The organism is Arachidicoccus ginsenosidivorans (assembly GCF_007971385.1).
GTDB classification, from domain to species: domain Bacteria; phylum Bacteroidota; class Bacteroidia; order Chitinophagales; family Chitinophagaceae; genus Arachidicoccus; species Arachidicoccus ginsenosidivorans.
Genome location: NZ_CP042434.1, coordinates 918,881 through 932,675 on the forward strand (window position 1 = coordinate 918,881; position 13,795 = coordinate 932,675).

At 40.5% G+C, this 13,795-nt stretch carries 14 protein-coding genes and 1 pseudogene; 5 read left to right on the top strand and 10 right to left on the bottom strand.

Annotated elements, in window-relative coordinates; all coding sequences use genetic code 11:
- Positions 1–14: 14 nt before the first annotated feature.
- The 10 genes from FSB73_RS03570 to FSB73_RS03615 all read right to left on the bottom strand — a co-directional run bounded on the left by FSB73_RS03570 (position 15) and on the right by FSB73_RS03615 (position 9,090).
- Positions 15–749 (bottom strand): hypothetical protein, encoded by a 735-nt coding sequence (locus FSB73_RS03570; protein ID WP_146780150.1) that lies wholly within the window; start codon positions 747–749, stop codon positions 15–17.
- Between the two features lie 23 nt (positions 750–772).
- The gene (locus FSB73_RS03575; protein WP_146780151.1) at positions 773–2,656 is read right to left on the bottom strand and encodes a SusC/RagA family TonB-linked outer membrane protein; all 1,884 of its coding nucleotides are present in this window, start codon (positions 2,654–2,656) and stop codon (positions 773–775) included.
- 53 nt (positions 2,657–2,709) lie between these two features.
- Positions 2,710–3,075, bottom strand: a complete 366-nt coding sequence (locus FSB73_RS23465; protein WP_225974763.1) for a TonB-dependent receptor plug domain-containing protein — start codon at positions 3,073–3,075, stop codon at positions 2,710–2,712.
- Positions 3,072–3,425, bottom strand: coding sequence for a carboxypeptidase-like regulatory domain-containing protein (locus FSB73_RS03585; protein ID WP_146780153.1), 354 nt, complete (start codon positions 3,423–3,425; stop codon positions 3,072–3,074). Before FSB73_RS03585 ends, FSB73_RS23465 begins: the two co-directional genes overlap by 4 nt.
- A gap of 602 nt (positions 3,426–4,027) precedes the next feature.
- Positions 4,028–4,570 carry a methyltransferase family protein gene (locus FSB73_RS03590; protein ID WP_146780154.1) on the bottom strand — a complete coding sequence of 181 codons (543 nt, stop codon included), beginning with the start codon at positions 4,568–4,570 and terminating at the stop codon, positions 4,028–4,030.
- 130 nt (positions 4,571–4,700) lie between these two features.
- Positions 4,701–5,234, bottom strand: a complete 534-nt coding sequence (rimM, locus tag FSB73_RS03595) for a ribosome maturation factor RimM (RefSeq protein ID WP_146780155.1) — start codon at positions 5,232–5,234, stop codon at positions 4,701–4,703.
- Between the two features lie 111 nt (positions 5,235–5,345).
- A complete protein-coding gene (gene rpsP / locus FSB73_RS27205; RefSeq protein ID WP_146780156.1) occupies positions 5,346–5,828 on the bottom strand; it encodes a 30S ribosomal protein S16 in 483 nt (160 codons plus the stop codon).
- Positions 5,829–5,968: 140 nt separating this feature from the next.
- Entirely contained in the window at positions 5,969–7,159 is a 1,191-nt protein-coding gene (gene kbl / locus FSB73_RS03605) for a glycine C-acetyltransferase (protein WP_146780157.1), read from the bottom strand.
- A gap of 110 nt (positions 7,160–7,269) precedes the next feature.
- Positions 7,270–8,577 (bottom strand): UDP-N-acetylmuramoyl-tripeptide--D-alanyl-D-alanine ligase, encoded by a 1,308-nt coding sequence (locus FSB73_RS03610; protein ID WP_146780158.1) that lies wholly within the window; start codon positions 8,575–8,577, stop codon positions 7,270–7,272.
- A 120-nt stretch (positions 8,578–8,697) separates the two neighbouring features.
- Positions 8,698–9,090 (bottom strand): DUF4783 domain-containing protein, encoded by a 393-nt coding sequence (locus FSB73_RS03615; RefSeq protein WP_158639397.1) that lies wholly within the window; start codon positions 9,088–9,090, stop codon positions 8,698–8,700.
- Between the two features lie 189 nt (positions 9,091–9,279).
- Here FSB73_RS03615 and gpmI point away from each other — a divergent pair.
- The 5 genes and pseudogenes from gpmI to FSB73_RS03630 all read left to right on the top strand — a co-directional run bounded on the left by gpmI (position 9,280) and on the right by FSB73_RS03630 (position 13,771).
- Positions 9,280–10,694, top strand: a pseudogene (gpmI, locus tag FSB73_RS03620) (2,3-bisphosphoglycerate-independent phosphoglycerate mutase).
- A gap of 899 nt (positions 10,695–11,593) precedes the next feature.
- Positions 11,594–11,980: a hypothetical protein gene (locus tag FSB73_RS24035; RefSeq protein ID WP_225974461.1), complete on the top strand. Its 387-nt coding sequence runs from the start codon at positions 11,594–11,596 to the stop codon at positions 11,978–11,980.
- Entirely contained in the window at positions 11,944–12,501 is a 558-nt protein-coding gene (locus tag FSB73_RS24040) for a hypothetical protein (protein ID WP_225974462.1), read from the top strand. Before FSB73_RS24035 ends, FSB73_RS24040 begins: the two co-directional genes overlap by 37 nt.
- Positions 12,501–12,746, top strand: a complete 246-nt coding sequence (locus FSB73_RS24045) for a hypothetical protein (protein WP_225974463.1) — start codon at positions 12,501–12,503, stop codon at positions 12,744–12,746. Before FSB73_RS24040 ends, FSB73_RS24045 begins: the two co-directional genes overlap by 1 nt.
- A 293-nt stretch (positions 12,747–13,039) precedes the next feature.
- A complete protein-coding gene (locus FSB73_RS03630; RefSeq protein ID WP_146780160.1) occupies positions 13,040–13,771 on the top strand; it encodes an ABC transporter permease in 732 nt (243 codons plus the stop codon).
- Positions 13,772–13,795 lie beyond the last annotated feature (24 nt).

A 13,795-nucleotide genomic window follows, 5' to 3' on the forward strand; every position in this document is an offset into this window, starting at 1 on the left:
ATCAATTTAATAAGTTAAAACTTCAGGTCTAGACGTACAGCGAATGTTCTTGTAAAGGGAGCTCCACCAGTGATCCATGGATTAAATGGATCGTTGCTCTGTATACTGCCCGGATTTTGTTTTCCAGGAAGGGAATTATATAAATAGCCAATATTTCTTGCTGAAAAGCTGATTTTGGCATCCTGAAAAACATGGGTCTTTCTTAAAATCTTGGCCGGAACGTTATACCCTAGCGTTATTTCCCGAAGCATCAGCCAGCTCTCTTCGGCAATGGCACCATTCCAGTTAATTCCATTCTCCCAATCATAAGTACCTGCACTATTACCTCCATCATAGTAGGCGGGTGCATACCAAGATGCTACATATCCTTTGTTATAAGCCTCTTTAAACGTCATGCCTCCTATATCTACATTTTGCCCAGTTGGGGTATTGCCCTTTTCTCCCGCAGCAAAAACGGCGTCCGGTACGGCCCCGTTATAAACCTGGTTGCCATATACATCTGTACGTAGGGAACCACCATGTGCCTGATCCCTATATTGCAGGGATGCCAGCGGGGTGCCATTACCCATTGCATAGGTCCAGGATTCAGAATAGATATAACCGCCCCAGCGACCATCCATCTGAGCAAAGAGGCTAAAGTTTTTATACCTGAGATTAAAAGAAAAGCCACCTGTTAATTTAGGTTCTATTTTGCCCAGTGTATCAGGACCATCTGATTTATATTCATATGCATAGTCCTGAAAATCCATTCTGTGGGCAGCGGAAGTATCTGTTACCCGACCGTTGTTTTTAATGATAGGAAACCCTGTTTTAGGATCAAGTAAAAATTGCTTCCTCTGGAAACCAAAACACCAAAAGCACCACCTTCATATGCATGCGTTTCCACGCCCTCATAGTTTCCGGCTATTGTCCAGTCCGTAATATCACCACTATTAGAATGATAGAAGTTAACGACTTTGCCCGCATTATGACCGATATTGACCGACATGGTCAGTCCCCAGTCTTTACTACGTATCGGATTTACATTCAACAGGAGTTCATAACCTGTATTTTGTATGTTTCCGGCATTAATATAAAGTGTATTGTATCCAGTTTCTGGAACTCCCGGTAAATGCAATAACTGATTAAAGGTATTGGTCTTATACCAGGCAAAATCAATATCAAATAAATTCTTGAAAAATGCCAGGTTGGTCCCCAGTTCAATAGAACGTTGTTTTTGCGGTCTCAGATCATAGTTCGGTTTTACATTTCCATTTAATATGGAAGCAGTAGGAACAGATTGACCGTTTATATTTACCAAAACGCCCGGGCCATAACCGGCTCCTGTAGAATAGGCACCTGCAACACCATCATTGCCGACATAGGCTAATGAAGCCCTAAGTTTCCCAAATGTCAGCCACTCTGGAAGCTTGCTGCGCAAATGATCAGAAAATGCATAGGAAAGGTTGAAGGAGGGATAAAAAATACTATAATTATTCATCCCCGGAACGTTAACCGGATAGGTCAATGTAGATAACCAGTCATTTCTTCCGGTAATTTCCAGATTCAGATAATCTTTGTAATTGATATTAAAATCTCCGGCAATACTGACCGTACCTAAAGAAGGGTAACTGATCCCGTAATTTATAGAACTGGTCGTACCTAAATCCTGGACAGAATTGCCAAGAAAGAATTGGTTAGGCACTTTTAAGCCACCATTGGTATGTGCACCATAAGTTTCTCCTTTCAGATTTCCGTAATATTCATTGAGAAGTCTCAGATCAAAATTAAAGTCATTGACTTTTTTAGTAGCATGTGCCATAAACAGTACATCATAGTTGGTCGTATAGCTACCCCCTGTCCCATAATAGCCGCCAGAATTATCTTTACCGTTACCGTAATCCTTTTCTTCAAATTGTTGATTGTAATAATTTATATTGCCTTTGGCACTTAAATCCAGCCAGGGCGTTACTTTGGCATTTAACTGTAAATATGCAAGTAAGGAATTTTGCGTGTTCACCCTATTGTTCTTGTCCATAGCCGAGAAGCCTCCAACAATGGCATTTCCCTGTCCAGATCCGATCGTAAAAGGCTGTGGTTTGGTGGAGTTATCCGGATTTCGGTAGGTATTATGCCACTGTTCAAAATCTGTATTCCTGGGAACATAATAAACATTGAACCCTAGATTCTGCCCGCCTGTCCAAAAATATCGGCTTTGATTCCATACGTTATAAACCTTCGTATTTGCATAATTCACGCCCATATCAACAGAAAAGACCTTATTCATCTCTCCTGAAAATTTCATGTCTACTGCATTTCTTTTTAATTTGTTATTAGGTAAAACTCCTTTATCTTCTGTATTTGAATAGGAAATCCGATAATTTGCCTTCTCAGAGCCTCCGCTCAAGGTTATATTATTATTCACATAACGTCCATTATTATAGAAAGTTTTCCAGTTATCAGGCTTTGCGATATAGGGCACAAGCGTATCAGGATTCCATGGAGCAGGATGCAAGGTCCCGTCAAATTTTGGTCCCCAGTTGGTAACCGTCCTGTCCTGGGTTCCATCCGGGTAAAAGGCACCTTCCCTATAATAGAACCCCTGGCCATATTCATTTTGCAATTCCATAAATGGCGCATAAGCTACAGTGGTTTGATAAGTGCTTGAATACTCCACGCCAATACCTTTTCCTGATTTACCGGATTTAGTGGTAATGACAATTGCTCCGTTTAAGCCACGTGATCCATAAATGGCGGTAGCAGCAGCCCCTTCAGTACCGTTATGGATGCATAATCATCTGGATTCAGGTTTAATAATTGGGATCCCTGATCGGCTGCATCCGGACCTGATATGTTATTTTGTAAAATATTGCCGTCCACTACAAAGATGGGCTGATTGTTGCCACCTACTACTTTTGCGCCTCTAAGCTGAATATAAGGTGAAGTCTGAACGCCAGCTGAATTCATGACGTTAATCTGAAGCCCGGCGACCTTACCTTGCAAGGCAGCAATGGGATTGATGGAATTGGTTCTGGTAATGTCATCCCCTGCTACTGTTGTAACGGCATAACCCAGATTTTTGTTTTCCTTTTTTATCCCATATGCGGTAACGACGACATCCCCGCAGCGACCGTCGCATGACTGGGCACCAGCACGATCTTCATAACGCCTGCGGCGGCTGCCACTTCCTGCGGAGTGTAGCCTATATAGGAAAATGTCAAAATTTCTCCTACTTGGGCCTTCAAGGAAAATGAACCATCATTGTTGGTTATGTCATGGGTATTACTTTGTTTAGCGCCAACCGTTACGCCCGGTAACGGTGCGCCAGATGAATCACTGACAACTCCTGAAATAGTTCCATTCTGCGCGTACATAGAACTTTGTACAAACAAAATGAGAATAACCAACAAAGCTGTCTTGAATAATAGGTCAAATTGCTTTTTCATAAATGCTATTATTTAATTTCTGGTTGAAGAAGTTTAATGCGAACCTAATGGATAATGTTAAACTCTCTTAGGATTAATTTAATTTATTGTTAATCGTTAAATTATTAAGTCCAACTTATTTATTATAATAAACCAAAAGTAAGTATAAGAAATTTAAATTTCATTGATTATTTCAACTTTTTTTATGAAATCATTATGATAAATAAAAAAAAATAAACCATCAAATTATTGTAACTAATTAAAATATAATTCTATTTTTCATTTGAAAACCTTTTCAAAAGTTAGTTTTATTTTTTTTAAATAGTTGACTCTATTTTCACTTTCTTTTAAAAATTACTTTTTGGACTGATTGCTTCCATTATATTTAACAAATATGCATTCCATCTTATCAGGCTAATAATAACTTTTGAAATAAGAATGGACAAACACCACCAACGTGAAAAATGAGATAAGACTGAAGTTAACCGGCGCTTATAAACACGGGGTCATTTTGTGGCAAACACACTAAAAAAGATAAGCCCTTCACATTTATGTAAAGGACTTACCTCCAATTTTAAATCTAAAAAAATGAAAAAAAGAAAACTACCAAATCAAAATCATTATCAGAACCATCGGCGGACCGATTTCTTATAGTTTTTATAAGCTTTGCCGAAGCGGCGTTTCAAATACTTCTCCTCTCTTTTAATCACATAGAGTTTCATAACCATGACCAGGAAAGGCGCAATAATAATACTCCACCAATTACCCCAGAAAATTACAGCGCCAAAATATAAAAAGAACAGACTTACATACAGAGGGTTACGTGAATACTTATAGACACCTTTGGTTTGTAGGGAATGTGCAGATTTAATGGTAACAATGGAATTACGACTGATAATAAACTGGATTAACGTGATTAACCCAATACCCGCTCCGATAAAAAGCAATACCCAGCCAATAAACTGCTGATTGTGCCTTCTTAGAAAGTCAACACCCAGTGGAAAATCATGTTCCAGCAAAACGGAGAAATAAAAAAATGCAATATAAAACAGTGGTGGTGGTATATAAACTCCTGGATGGTCTTTTAAGCTAGTGGCAGCCTTTTGTTCAACCTGAGCCGCATGCTGCTCAGGAACACTTTGATCGAATTGTTGCGTGGTATCCATAAGTCGTCATTTTTAAACCAAAACACAAAGGTTACATACCAATTTTCCTTTGTTTTAACCAAGGTTAAGTTACGACAACCAACTTAAACTACCAAGAATTTTCTTACAAACATTCGGTAGTAATTAATAATCAATCTTCCAGATAAATTTCCAGGAGTCCATCAGGCAGCTCAACATGCAATTTGCGGGTTGCAGGATCCACTTTTTTTAGGGTCTCACTGTGCAGAGGAATCAATACTTCTTTTTCTTTAAATGTAATTTTGAGCAAGATCTGATGAGGCTGTTCAATAACTTCCTGGACTTCAGATAAGGCTTCACCATTATTTATAACCATATAACCAATTAAGGATACCGGCTGAAATCCATCAACCAGTTGGTCAAATACGGCTCTTTCCAGCCACACGTTCTTGCGTGTCAGGAGTTTGGCAGCTTCCTTGGTATTTGTATCTTCTAGTTTTACCAACCATTCACCTGTATGCTTCGTCGTTATCTTCTCTACAAAATAAGGGATATACGCGCCTTTAACCGGCTCAATAAAAATCACCTTTATTTGGTCTAGCGCACCCGTTTTAAGTTTTTCTCCAACAGCATGCTCAAGTACCATTTCCCCTTTTATGCCATGCGTGGCGACTAACTTTCCTATCTGAATATATTCTGTTGCCATATAATCGTCGACTTATCTAATTTATCCTCAATATACATTAAAAAAAAGCAGGCTGTCAAAACTTACATTCTGACAGCCTGCCACTAATTACATGCGAATTAAAGCTTTAGCTTATGCCGGCTCAGATCCTTCAGCCTTAGCTTCTTCAGCCGGAGCCTCAGGAGCCTTGGTTTCAGCTGGAGTTGCTTTTTTAACAACCGGACGCTGACGATTTGCACGCTGCTGCTTTTTATGTTCCTCAGTACGTTTCTGTACGTTGGCTTCATGATCTGAATACCATTCCTGGAATTTCTGCATGGCAGCTGCTTCATCAAACAGACCCAATTTTACACCTCTTAATAAGTGTTTCAGGTATAAAACACCTTTGAAAGATAAAATCTGACGTACTGTGTCTGTAGGCTGAGCACCTTTGTGTAACCATTCTAAAGATTTTTGACGATCTAATTGAATGGTTGCCGGAACGGTTAGCGGATTGTAAGTTCCCAGCTTCTGAATGAACTTACCATCTCTGGGAGAGCGGGCGTCTGCTACTACGATAAAATAAAACGGACGTTTCTTGCTCCCGTGTCTTTGTAATCTAATTTTCACTGCCATATTAAATAGAAATTTAAAGGCTAAAGGATTTGGTTAAAAAAATATTTTGGAATGCAAAGTTAACCAAAATAAGCAGTAAACCAAAAATTGTTCGCTGCTTTAATTTTTTCTTTTCCTGCCCGCCGAAAATGTTAAAAATATTAAGACTTAAGTACACCCAAATCCTTGCCCACCTTGACAAAGGCAGCGATGGCCTGATCTAAATGTTTCGTCTCATGGGCGGCACTTAACTGTACCCTGATTCTTGCCTGTCCCTTTGGTACAACCGGAAAGAAAAAGCCGGTTACATATATGCCTTCCTCTTGCAAAGCTGCCGCAAATTTTTGGGCGATCACAGCATCATAAAGCATCACTGGCACAATCGGGTGAATGCCAGGTTTAATATCAAAACCGGCACTAGTCATTTTTTCTCTAAAATAACGGGTATTGGATTCTAACTTATCTCGTAGGTTGGTTGTTTCGCTGAGCATATCCAATATGGCGATGGATGCACCTACAATACTGGGAGCTAAGGTATTGGAAAACAAATAGGGCCTGCTGCGCTGGCGCAGCAGTTCAATAATTTCTTTTCTGCCGGAGGTAAATCCACCACTAGCACCACCTAAGGCCTTGCCTAAGGTGCCCGTAATAATATCCACCTTACCCATCACATCTCTGTATTCATGGGTACCTCTGCCGGTTTTACCGATAAAACCTGTAGAATGACTCTCATCACTCATCACAATAGCGTCATACTTTTCTGCCAGAGCCACAATTTTATCTAACTGCGCAATGGTGCCATCCATAGAGAAGGAACCATCTGTTACAATAATGCGGCTACGGTGACCACTGGCTTCTTTTAATTTTGCCTCCAGGTCTTCCATATCATTGTGGTTATAACGGTAACGGGCTGCTTTACAGAGCCTTACTCCGTCAATAATAGAGGCATGATTGAGCGCATCGCTGATAATGGCATCCTCAGCGCCAAACAAGGGTTCAAATACACCACCATTGGCATCAAAGGCTGCTGCATATAAGATCGTATCTTCTGTACCCAAAAACTTAGAGATCTTGGCTTCCAGTTCTTTATGAATATCCTGCGTTCCACAGATAAATCGTACACTACTCATACCATAGCCCCTTTTATCAATGGTCGCTTTGGCAGCTTCCAGTACGGCAGGATGAGAAGAAAGTCCCAGATAGTTATTGGCACAGAAATTAAGTACGGTTTTACCACCAACCTGGATTTCCGGTCCTTGAGGGCTTTCAATACTTCTTTCATTTTTAAACAGTCCGGCAGCTTCTAACTCAGACAGCTCCTGACCAATGCGCTGTACAAATGCTTCATTCATAACGATATACTTATTTATTTTAAATAAAGGTAGTCAAGTTGGCCATAAAATTGCTGTTAAATCGTTTGCGGAAAATTTTCCGGTGCAAACAACAGGCGATTTTCTTTTTCTTATAAATACGCCACCAATTTTTCAAGCCCGTTGCTTCTGGAACCTTTGACCAGAATATAACTTTTTTCTATGTGCATCTTTTCAATGGCCGCTGCGGCCGCCTTTTGATCCAAAAACCAAAGATAATTAGATGCCAACGCTTCAAATTCAGGCCCAATCAGGAGCACTTCTTGCCAGCCGCCGATTTGTTTAATCTGACTAATCAATTTTCTATGTTCGGCTTCACTATCCTGACCGAGCTCTTTCATACCGCCCAGGATCAACACTTTATGATCTGCCTGCATCCTACTAAAGTTCTCAATGGCCGCTTGCATACTGGAAGGATTTGCATTATAAGCGTCAAGTATGATCTGATTGCTGCCTTGATGGATCAATTGAGAACGGCTGTTTGAAGGCGCATAGGCAGCAATGGCTCTTTCAATAGCTTCATCCGATATATCAAAATAACGGCCTATGGCCACCGCACAGAGTACATTAGGTAAGTTATAGGCGCCCACGAGCTGTGTATTAATCAATCTGTCTGCCTTATGATGTGCCTGTAATTTAATGATCAAAAATGGATCGCTTTTTTCAATACTTCCAGCCGCAATCAGCGGCGTTTTATTGGAATTGACATTACCGCTGTACCAATACTTACGATCGATACCTTGGGTCATATCTGTAAAATAAGGATAATCGGCAAAGGCAAAGCAAGTTCCATTATTTGCCCGCAAGTAGTCAAAGAGTTCGCCTTTACCCTTGCGTACCCCGGCCTCACTTCCAAACCCTTCCAGGTGGGCTTTACCACAATTGGTAATAATACCGATGGTGGGCTGCGTATAGATACAATAACCGGCAATTTCTTTTAAATGATTGGCACCCATTTCTATAACTGCCACCTCTGCATCTCTTTTTACCGACAGAATGGTTAGCGGTATGCCAATATGATTATTAAGGTTCCCTTTCGTGGTATAGGTTGTATATGAAGTGCTTAAAACAGTATGGATTAGTTCCTTAGTGGTCGTTTTACCATTGCTGCCCGTAATGGCAATAAAGGGTATATCAAAAGTCCTGCGGTGGTAATGCGCTAGTTGTTGCAAACAGCTGAGTACATCTGGCACCTGGATAAAGCGTTCATTATCCTGCTTTAGCGGTTCATCAATAATCGCATAGACAGCGCCATCACTTATTGCCTGGGCTGCATAAAGATTACCATTAAAATTGGGGCCTTTTAAGGCAAAAAACAAATCACCAGGCTGTATATTTCGGCTATCCGTTTTTACAGAGGGGTATTTTTTATAAATCTCGTAAAGTTCAGCTATTGACATAAAAGCAATAGATTTATGTTAGGTTATATTATTTATATTCCGGTTCGTTCTTATTCCTATAGCAACAAAAATAGCGATAGAATTGATTTCTACCGCTATCTACACTAAAATTAGGTAATGTTACATGCGATTAATTGATTCGAACAGTGACAATGGAAGTTGTTGATCCACTGGTCTTGAGCATAATGGTAATATTATAGCTTCTGGATGAGGCCTTAAGTTTGCCGGTAAGATAACCAGTCCCGCCATTTCCCTTTTAGAGGTTAACTCGAAGCTTTTAATATCCTGTTCGGAATAAAAGCTTTTTAAGATCTGGGTAGCCTGGTTTTTACTGACATTTTTCACTTCATCCTTGCCAGGAAGCTTAAAATCAACCGCACTGTCAAAATATTTACTGACCTGAGTGGCATTATTAGCCTTCAATGCATCGACAATTTCTGAAGAATTGGTGGAAAATGCCGTAAATGAAGCAAATAATAATACACAAGTCAAAATCGCTAAAATTCTTTTCATCTTCATTTGTTTTGTAAACTAACATCCTAGGTGCAAAGAGTGCGCCAAAATGCATCTCTTTCAAACCTAAGGATTTCCATGCCTTAAAAACTTGTAACAGTTAGAGTAACTAACGCTGGAAAGGTTTAAATTCTTTAATTTTACTGCTTTGGAACGCAAATATAGCTGAAAATATTAAAACAAAATTGCATGCAAGCAAAAAAAGCCATTCTGCTCATCATGGATGGATGGGGACTGGGAAAAAGCAAACAAATTGATGCCATTCAGGCGGCAAATACACCTTTTGTAGACGCATTATATGACAAATATCCGCATACGACGCTGGTTACCTATGGCGAATCTGTCGGATTGCCTGATGGTCAGATGGGCAATAGTGAGGTTGGACACCTAAACCTAGGGGCTGGAAGAATCGTCTACCAAGAACTACAACGGATCAATGTCGCGATTCGGGAAAATGAGTTTCATAAGAACCCGACGCTTTTAGCTGCCATCCAAAAGGCAAAATCAACACAGAAACCGCTGCATTTGTTAGGTCTGGTAAGTAATGGCGGTGTCCATAGTCATATCAACCACCTTAAAGCCATCATTGATGTCTGTAAGCAGGAGGATTTTAAAAATGTATTTATCCATGCCTTTACCGATGGCAGGGATTGTGATCCCCATAGTGGCAAAGGCTTCATCCAGGATTTACTGGCCCATTTAGCGGGTACTGGCGTAGGGCAGATTGCCTCCATTACCGGCAGGTATTATGCCATGGACAGAGATAAACGTTGGGAAAGAGTTAAGTTAGCCTATGATGCAATCGTTCATGGCACGGGCGAGTTAGCCACAGATCTGGTTGCCGCCATAGACGCTTCCTACCAAAACGAAGTGACCGATGAATTTATCAAGCCTATTATCAATCAGCAGCTTCAGGATAATCCAGATAGTAAAATCAGTGACGGTGACGTAGCGATCTGTTTTAATTTCAGGACGGATCGTTGCCGTGAAATCACTCAAGTCCTGACCCAGGAAGATTTCCCTGATTTTGGTATGAAAAAGCTGGATATTGATTATACGACCATGACGCAGTATAATAAGGATTTCAAAGGCGTTCATATTATCTTCCAAAATGAAGACCTGAATAATACCATCGGAGAGGTTTTGGCTTCCAATGGTAAAAAGCAAATCCGTATTGCTGAAACCGAAAATATCCACACGTCACCTTTTTCTTCAGTGGTGGGCGTGAGAAAGAATTTGAAGGAGAAAAACGCCTGATGGCGGCCTCTCCTAAAGTAGCCACTTATGATTTGCAACCGGAAATGTCTGCAAATGATATCACTGCCAAGATTCTACCGGAAATAGAACAGGAAACAGCGGATTTTATCTGCCTGAACTTTGCCAATACAGATATGGTTGGCCATACCGGTGTATTCTCTGCTGTTATTAAAGCAGCAGAAACCGTAGATCATTGTGTATCCCAGATTGTGCCCCTGGCCTTAGAACATGGCTACAATATCTTCCTTACAGCCGATCATGGTAATGCAGATAATATGGTAAATCCGGATGGCACCCCAATACGCAGCACTCAGTCAATCTGGTTCCCTTATTTTAATATCCAATGACTTTAAAGGAACTTTAAAAGAAGGCAAACTGGGTGATATTGCGCCGTCTATCTTAAAATCCATGGATATTGCGCTTCCTAAAGAAATGACGGGCACACCGTTATTCTAAAAAGTAAGCTGAATTCTTTTTGGCAGTTATAAATCAAATAGCCCCTGATCGTATAAAACGATCAGGGGCTATTTGATTTTGCCTAAATGTCTTTGGCCTATATGTCAATATTTTGGATTTGCAGTTGCTGATTTTGGGCAAAAAAATCCTGCTATCAATCTTTTCAATCAATAACAGGATTTATGTTTACTGGCTGTAGGGTAGGGATCGAACCTACACGGGCAGTTGGCTTAAGTACAAATTCCGGTGGTCAACCCCGGTCTTCCTTTCGAAAGGCTCTATACTAAGTTTATCCTGGACTCCCCACCCTCGAGACGAGAGGGCATGTCTGCCAAAATTTCATCACCCCACAATGTTTAAGATCTTCCGACTATTTTCGGTTACTTGTTTCACCTTTTTTTGTCGTTGATAGTGCAAAGATAGAAAAACAATCTAATCTTTCATCATTTTCTAATAAATATTTTAAAATAATAGATTCTATTTAATTTTTAATTGTTTTTATTGAATTTATACTAATTAAGCACCACTAATCCAAAACGCTTTAGAGATTATCTAATATTTTTAAAATGCCGCTGCGTGATCCTACCCTTTTCGTTAATGGCTTCGTTGCCGTTTTCACAAATTCTCCTTTTACTGTAAAGTTTTACCTAATTCTCACATAACAATGTTCACTATGCGGTGATGGAAAATTATTGGCCTAACTTTGCGCGGCAAAACACAGTGAAAATGTCTCGCTTAAAAAGTATACCATACAGTAACAAAATTTCCACCAAAATCACGATAGCCAGTTATGTGCTATTTACCTTTTTGGTTACCTGTGTATTGGTTTACCCTTAGCTATTTTACCCATCTTTATTACAAAACCCTGGGCTATTCTACCCTTATGGCTGGCATCGTCATCAGTCTGCAATATGTTGCCACCTTTTTAACCAGAGGCTGGTCCGGTACATTGATTGATAAATATGGACCCCGGCTTTCCGTCTATATCAGCATGGGCTGCCTGGCATTAAGCGGTGTTTTATTATATCTAACCTATCTTTCGCGCAGTCAGGCTTTTTTCAGCCTGCTGATTCTGATTATCGCCCGACTGGTCACCGGTTGCGGCGAAGGCTTTATCGGGGCCTCCCTATTAACTGGGCGATGCTTGTTGCAGGAGAAAAACAGACCGCTACGGTGATTTCTTATAATGGTATTGCATCTTATGGCGGCCTGGCACTGGGCGCCACGCTGGGCGTATTTTTAGACCAACATATCGGTATGTATGCGATTGCCTTTCTAACGCTGGCTTTAGGGGCACTGGGCTATTTTCTGGCCAGTAGAAAACCCAATGTGATTGCACCACCGTCGGCAGCTACAGCAGAAGGTCAAATTAATTTTATCACGGTACTGATCAAAGTTGCTCCTTATGGTATTTGTCTGATGCTGGCCGGTCTGGGTTTTGGTACGATTTCCAACTTTATCACGCTATATTATGATCATTTTCACTGGGAGCATGCCGCGCTTTGTTTGAGCGTCTTTAGTGTACTGTTTATAATAGGCAGGATGTTCTTTTCCAATGCCATTAATGATTATGGCGGTGTTAAGGTCGCCATGGCCTGCCTGGCCTGTGAAACGATCGGTCTTTTAATCCTGGCGCTATTCCAGCAACCCTATTTTGCACTGGCAGGGCTGCGGTCACTGGCTTTGGCTTTTCACTGATGTTTCCTTCTTTGGGAGTTGAGGCCGTAAAACTATTTGCTGCTGATCGCAGTGGATCCGCCCTGGCGGCCTACGGATTGTTTATAGACATTTCACTAGGCATCACAGGGCCACTTATTGGTGGCCTGATTGAATCCTTCGGTATTGAATACATGTTTAGTTTTACCACAGTCATTGTTTTTGCAGGATTTGTAGTTTGCTCATCACTGAACCGTAAAATGGTCAGAGGCCTGGCCACCAGATAGGGAAAAACCGAAGCGCAAAGTACATAGCTTTGGAAATAGGAATATAAGTTTAAAAATAGTGGATCAGGTTTTAAATTAAGCAAATTAAAAAGGCTAGCGTCCCATAATAGATGCAACCGTATCAATCTTCACTTTTCAGATTAGACTTCCATAAACAAGCATCAAAAGCGAACAGTACTGTCCCAGAATCGAACACACAATAAATATAACGTATATATATTTATATATAAACCAGTACATTGTTTTTTGGCATTATTTCTATTGGTGTTTGTTCAATACAATTACCATGTTCCATGGAAAATAATAACCTGAAAACGGCTTTCAGAAACCTGAAAAAAGATCGGACATTTTCCTTATTGAATTTGTTTGGGTTAACCCTTGCCTTGATCTGCAGTATAACCATCCTGCTTTGGATCCGGGAACAAAACAGTATCGACAATTTCCATGAAAACGGCGACAATCTCTTTATTGTATATGAGAATATGCACGTGGAGGGCGCTATTAATTCCAGCTATCGGACCCAGGGTATACTGGCCGGGCCACTAAAAGACAAGATCCCGGAAATCCAGGAAGCGTCGAGCGTGGCCTGGCTTAAAGATGAGCCCGATAAAGCAACTTTTGAGCTCAACCATAAGCAATACCAATTTGAGACCATCTATGCCGACAGCAACTACCTAAAAATCTTACGTTATCCACTGGTCACTGGCAATCCTAATGCGGTATTAAGTTCAGCAGAAAGTATATGTATCTCTGAGGATATGGCCAGGGCAGTATTTGGTGATGCAAAGAAAGCCTTAGGTCAGGTAATTAATTACGACGGCAAAAAGGATTTAAAAATTACAGGCGTATTCAAAAACTTGCCTAAAGAAGCCTCCCAAAGGTTTGATTGTATTATTAACTGGGCGACTTTTCTACAGGAAAATGACTGGGCAAAAGATTGGGGTAATGTAGGGACCAATACCCTGGTGTTACTTAAAAAAACTGCAGATCCCAAACTAACCGCAAAAAGATCAAACATTTTGTAGACAGCTATGTAAAGCCAGACAAAC

Excerpts from the sequence above, each read along its gene's own strand:
- rpsP (WP_146780156.1), bottom strand. The coding sequence starts at position 5,828 with ATGGCAGTGAAAATTAGATTACAAAGACACGGGAGCAAGAAACGTCCG.
- FSB73_RS03610 (WP_146780158.1), bottom strand. The coding sequence starts at position 8,577 with ATGTCAATAGCTGAACTTTACGAGATTTATAAAAAATACCCCTCTGTA.
- FSB73_RS24040 (WP_225974462.1), top strand. The coding sequence starts at position 11,944 with ATGCTTGTTGCAGGAGAAAAACAGACCGCTACGGTGATTTCTTATAAT.
- kbl (WP_146780157.1), bottom strand. The coding sequence starts at position 7,159 with ATGAATGAAGCATTTGTACAGCGCATTGGTCAGGAGCTGTCTGAGTTA.
- FSB73_RS24045 (WP_225974463.1), top strand. The coding sequence starts at position 12,501 with ATGTTTCCTTCTTTGGGAGTTGAGGCCGTAAAACTATTTGCTGCTGAT.
- FSB73_RS03590 (WP_146780154.1), bottom strand. The coding sequence starts at position 4,570 with ATGGATACCACGCAACAATTCGATCAAAGTGTTCCTGAGCAGCATGCG.
- FSB73_RS24035 (WP_225974461.1), top strand. The coding sequence starts at position 11,594 with ATGTGCTATTTACCTTTTTGGTTACCTGTGTATTGGTTTACCCTTAGC.
- FSB73_RS03630 (WP_146780160.1), top strand. The coding sequence starts at position 13,040 with ATGGAAAATAATAACCTGAAAACGGCTTTCAGAAACCTGAAAAAAGAT.
- FSB73_RS03585 (WP_146780153.1), bottom strand. The coding sequence starts at position 3,425 with ATGAAAAAGCAATTTGACCTATTATTCAAGACAGCTTTGTTGGTTATT.
- FSB73_RS03570 (WP_146780150.1), bottom strand. The coding sequence starts at position 749 with ATGGATTTTCAGGACTATGCATATGAATATAAATCAGATGGTCCTGAT.
- FSB73_RS03615 (WP_158639397.1), bottom strand. The coding sequence starts at position 9,090 with ATGAAAAGAATTTTAGCGATTTTGACTTGTGTATTATTATTTGCTTCA.
- rimM (WP_146780155.1), bottom strand. The coding sequence starts at position 5,234 with ATGGCAACAGAATATATTCAGATAGGAAAGTTAGTCGCCACGCATGGC.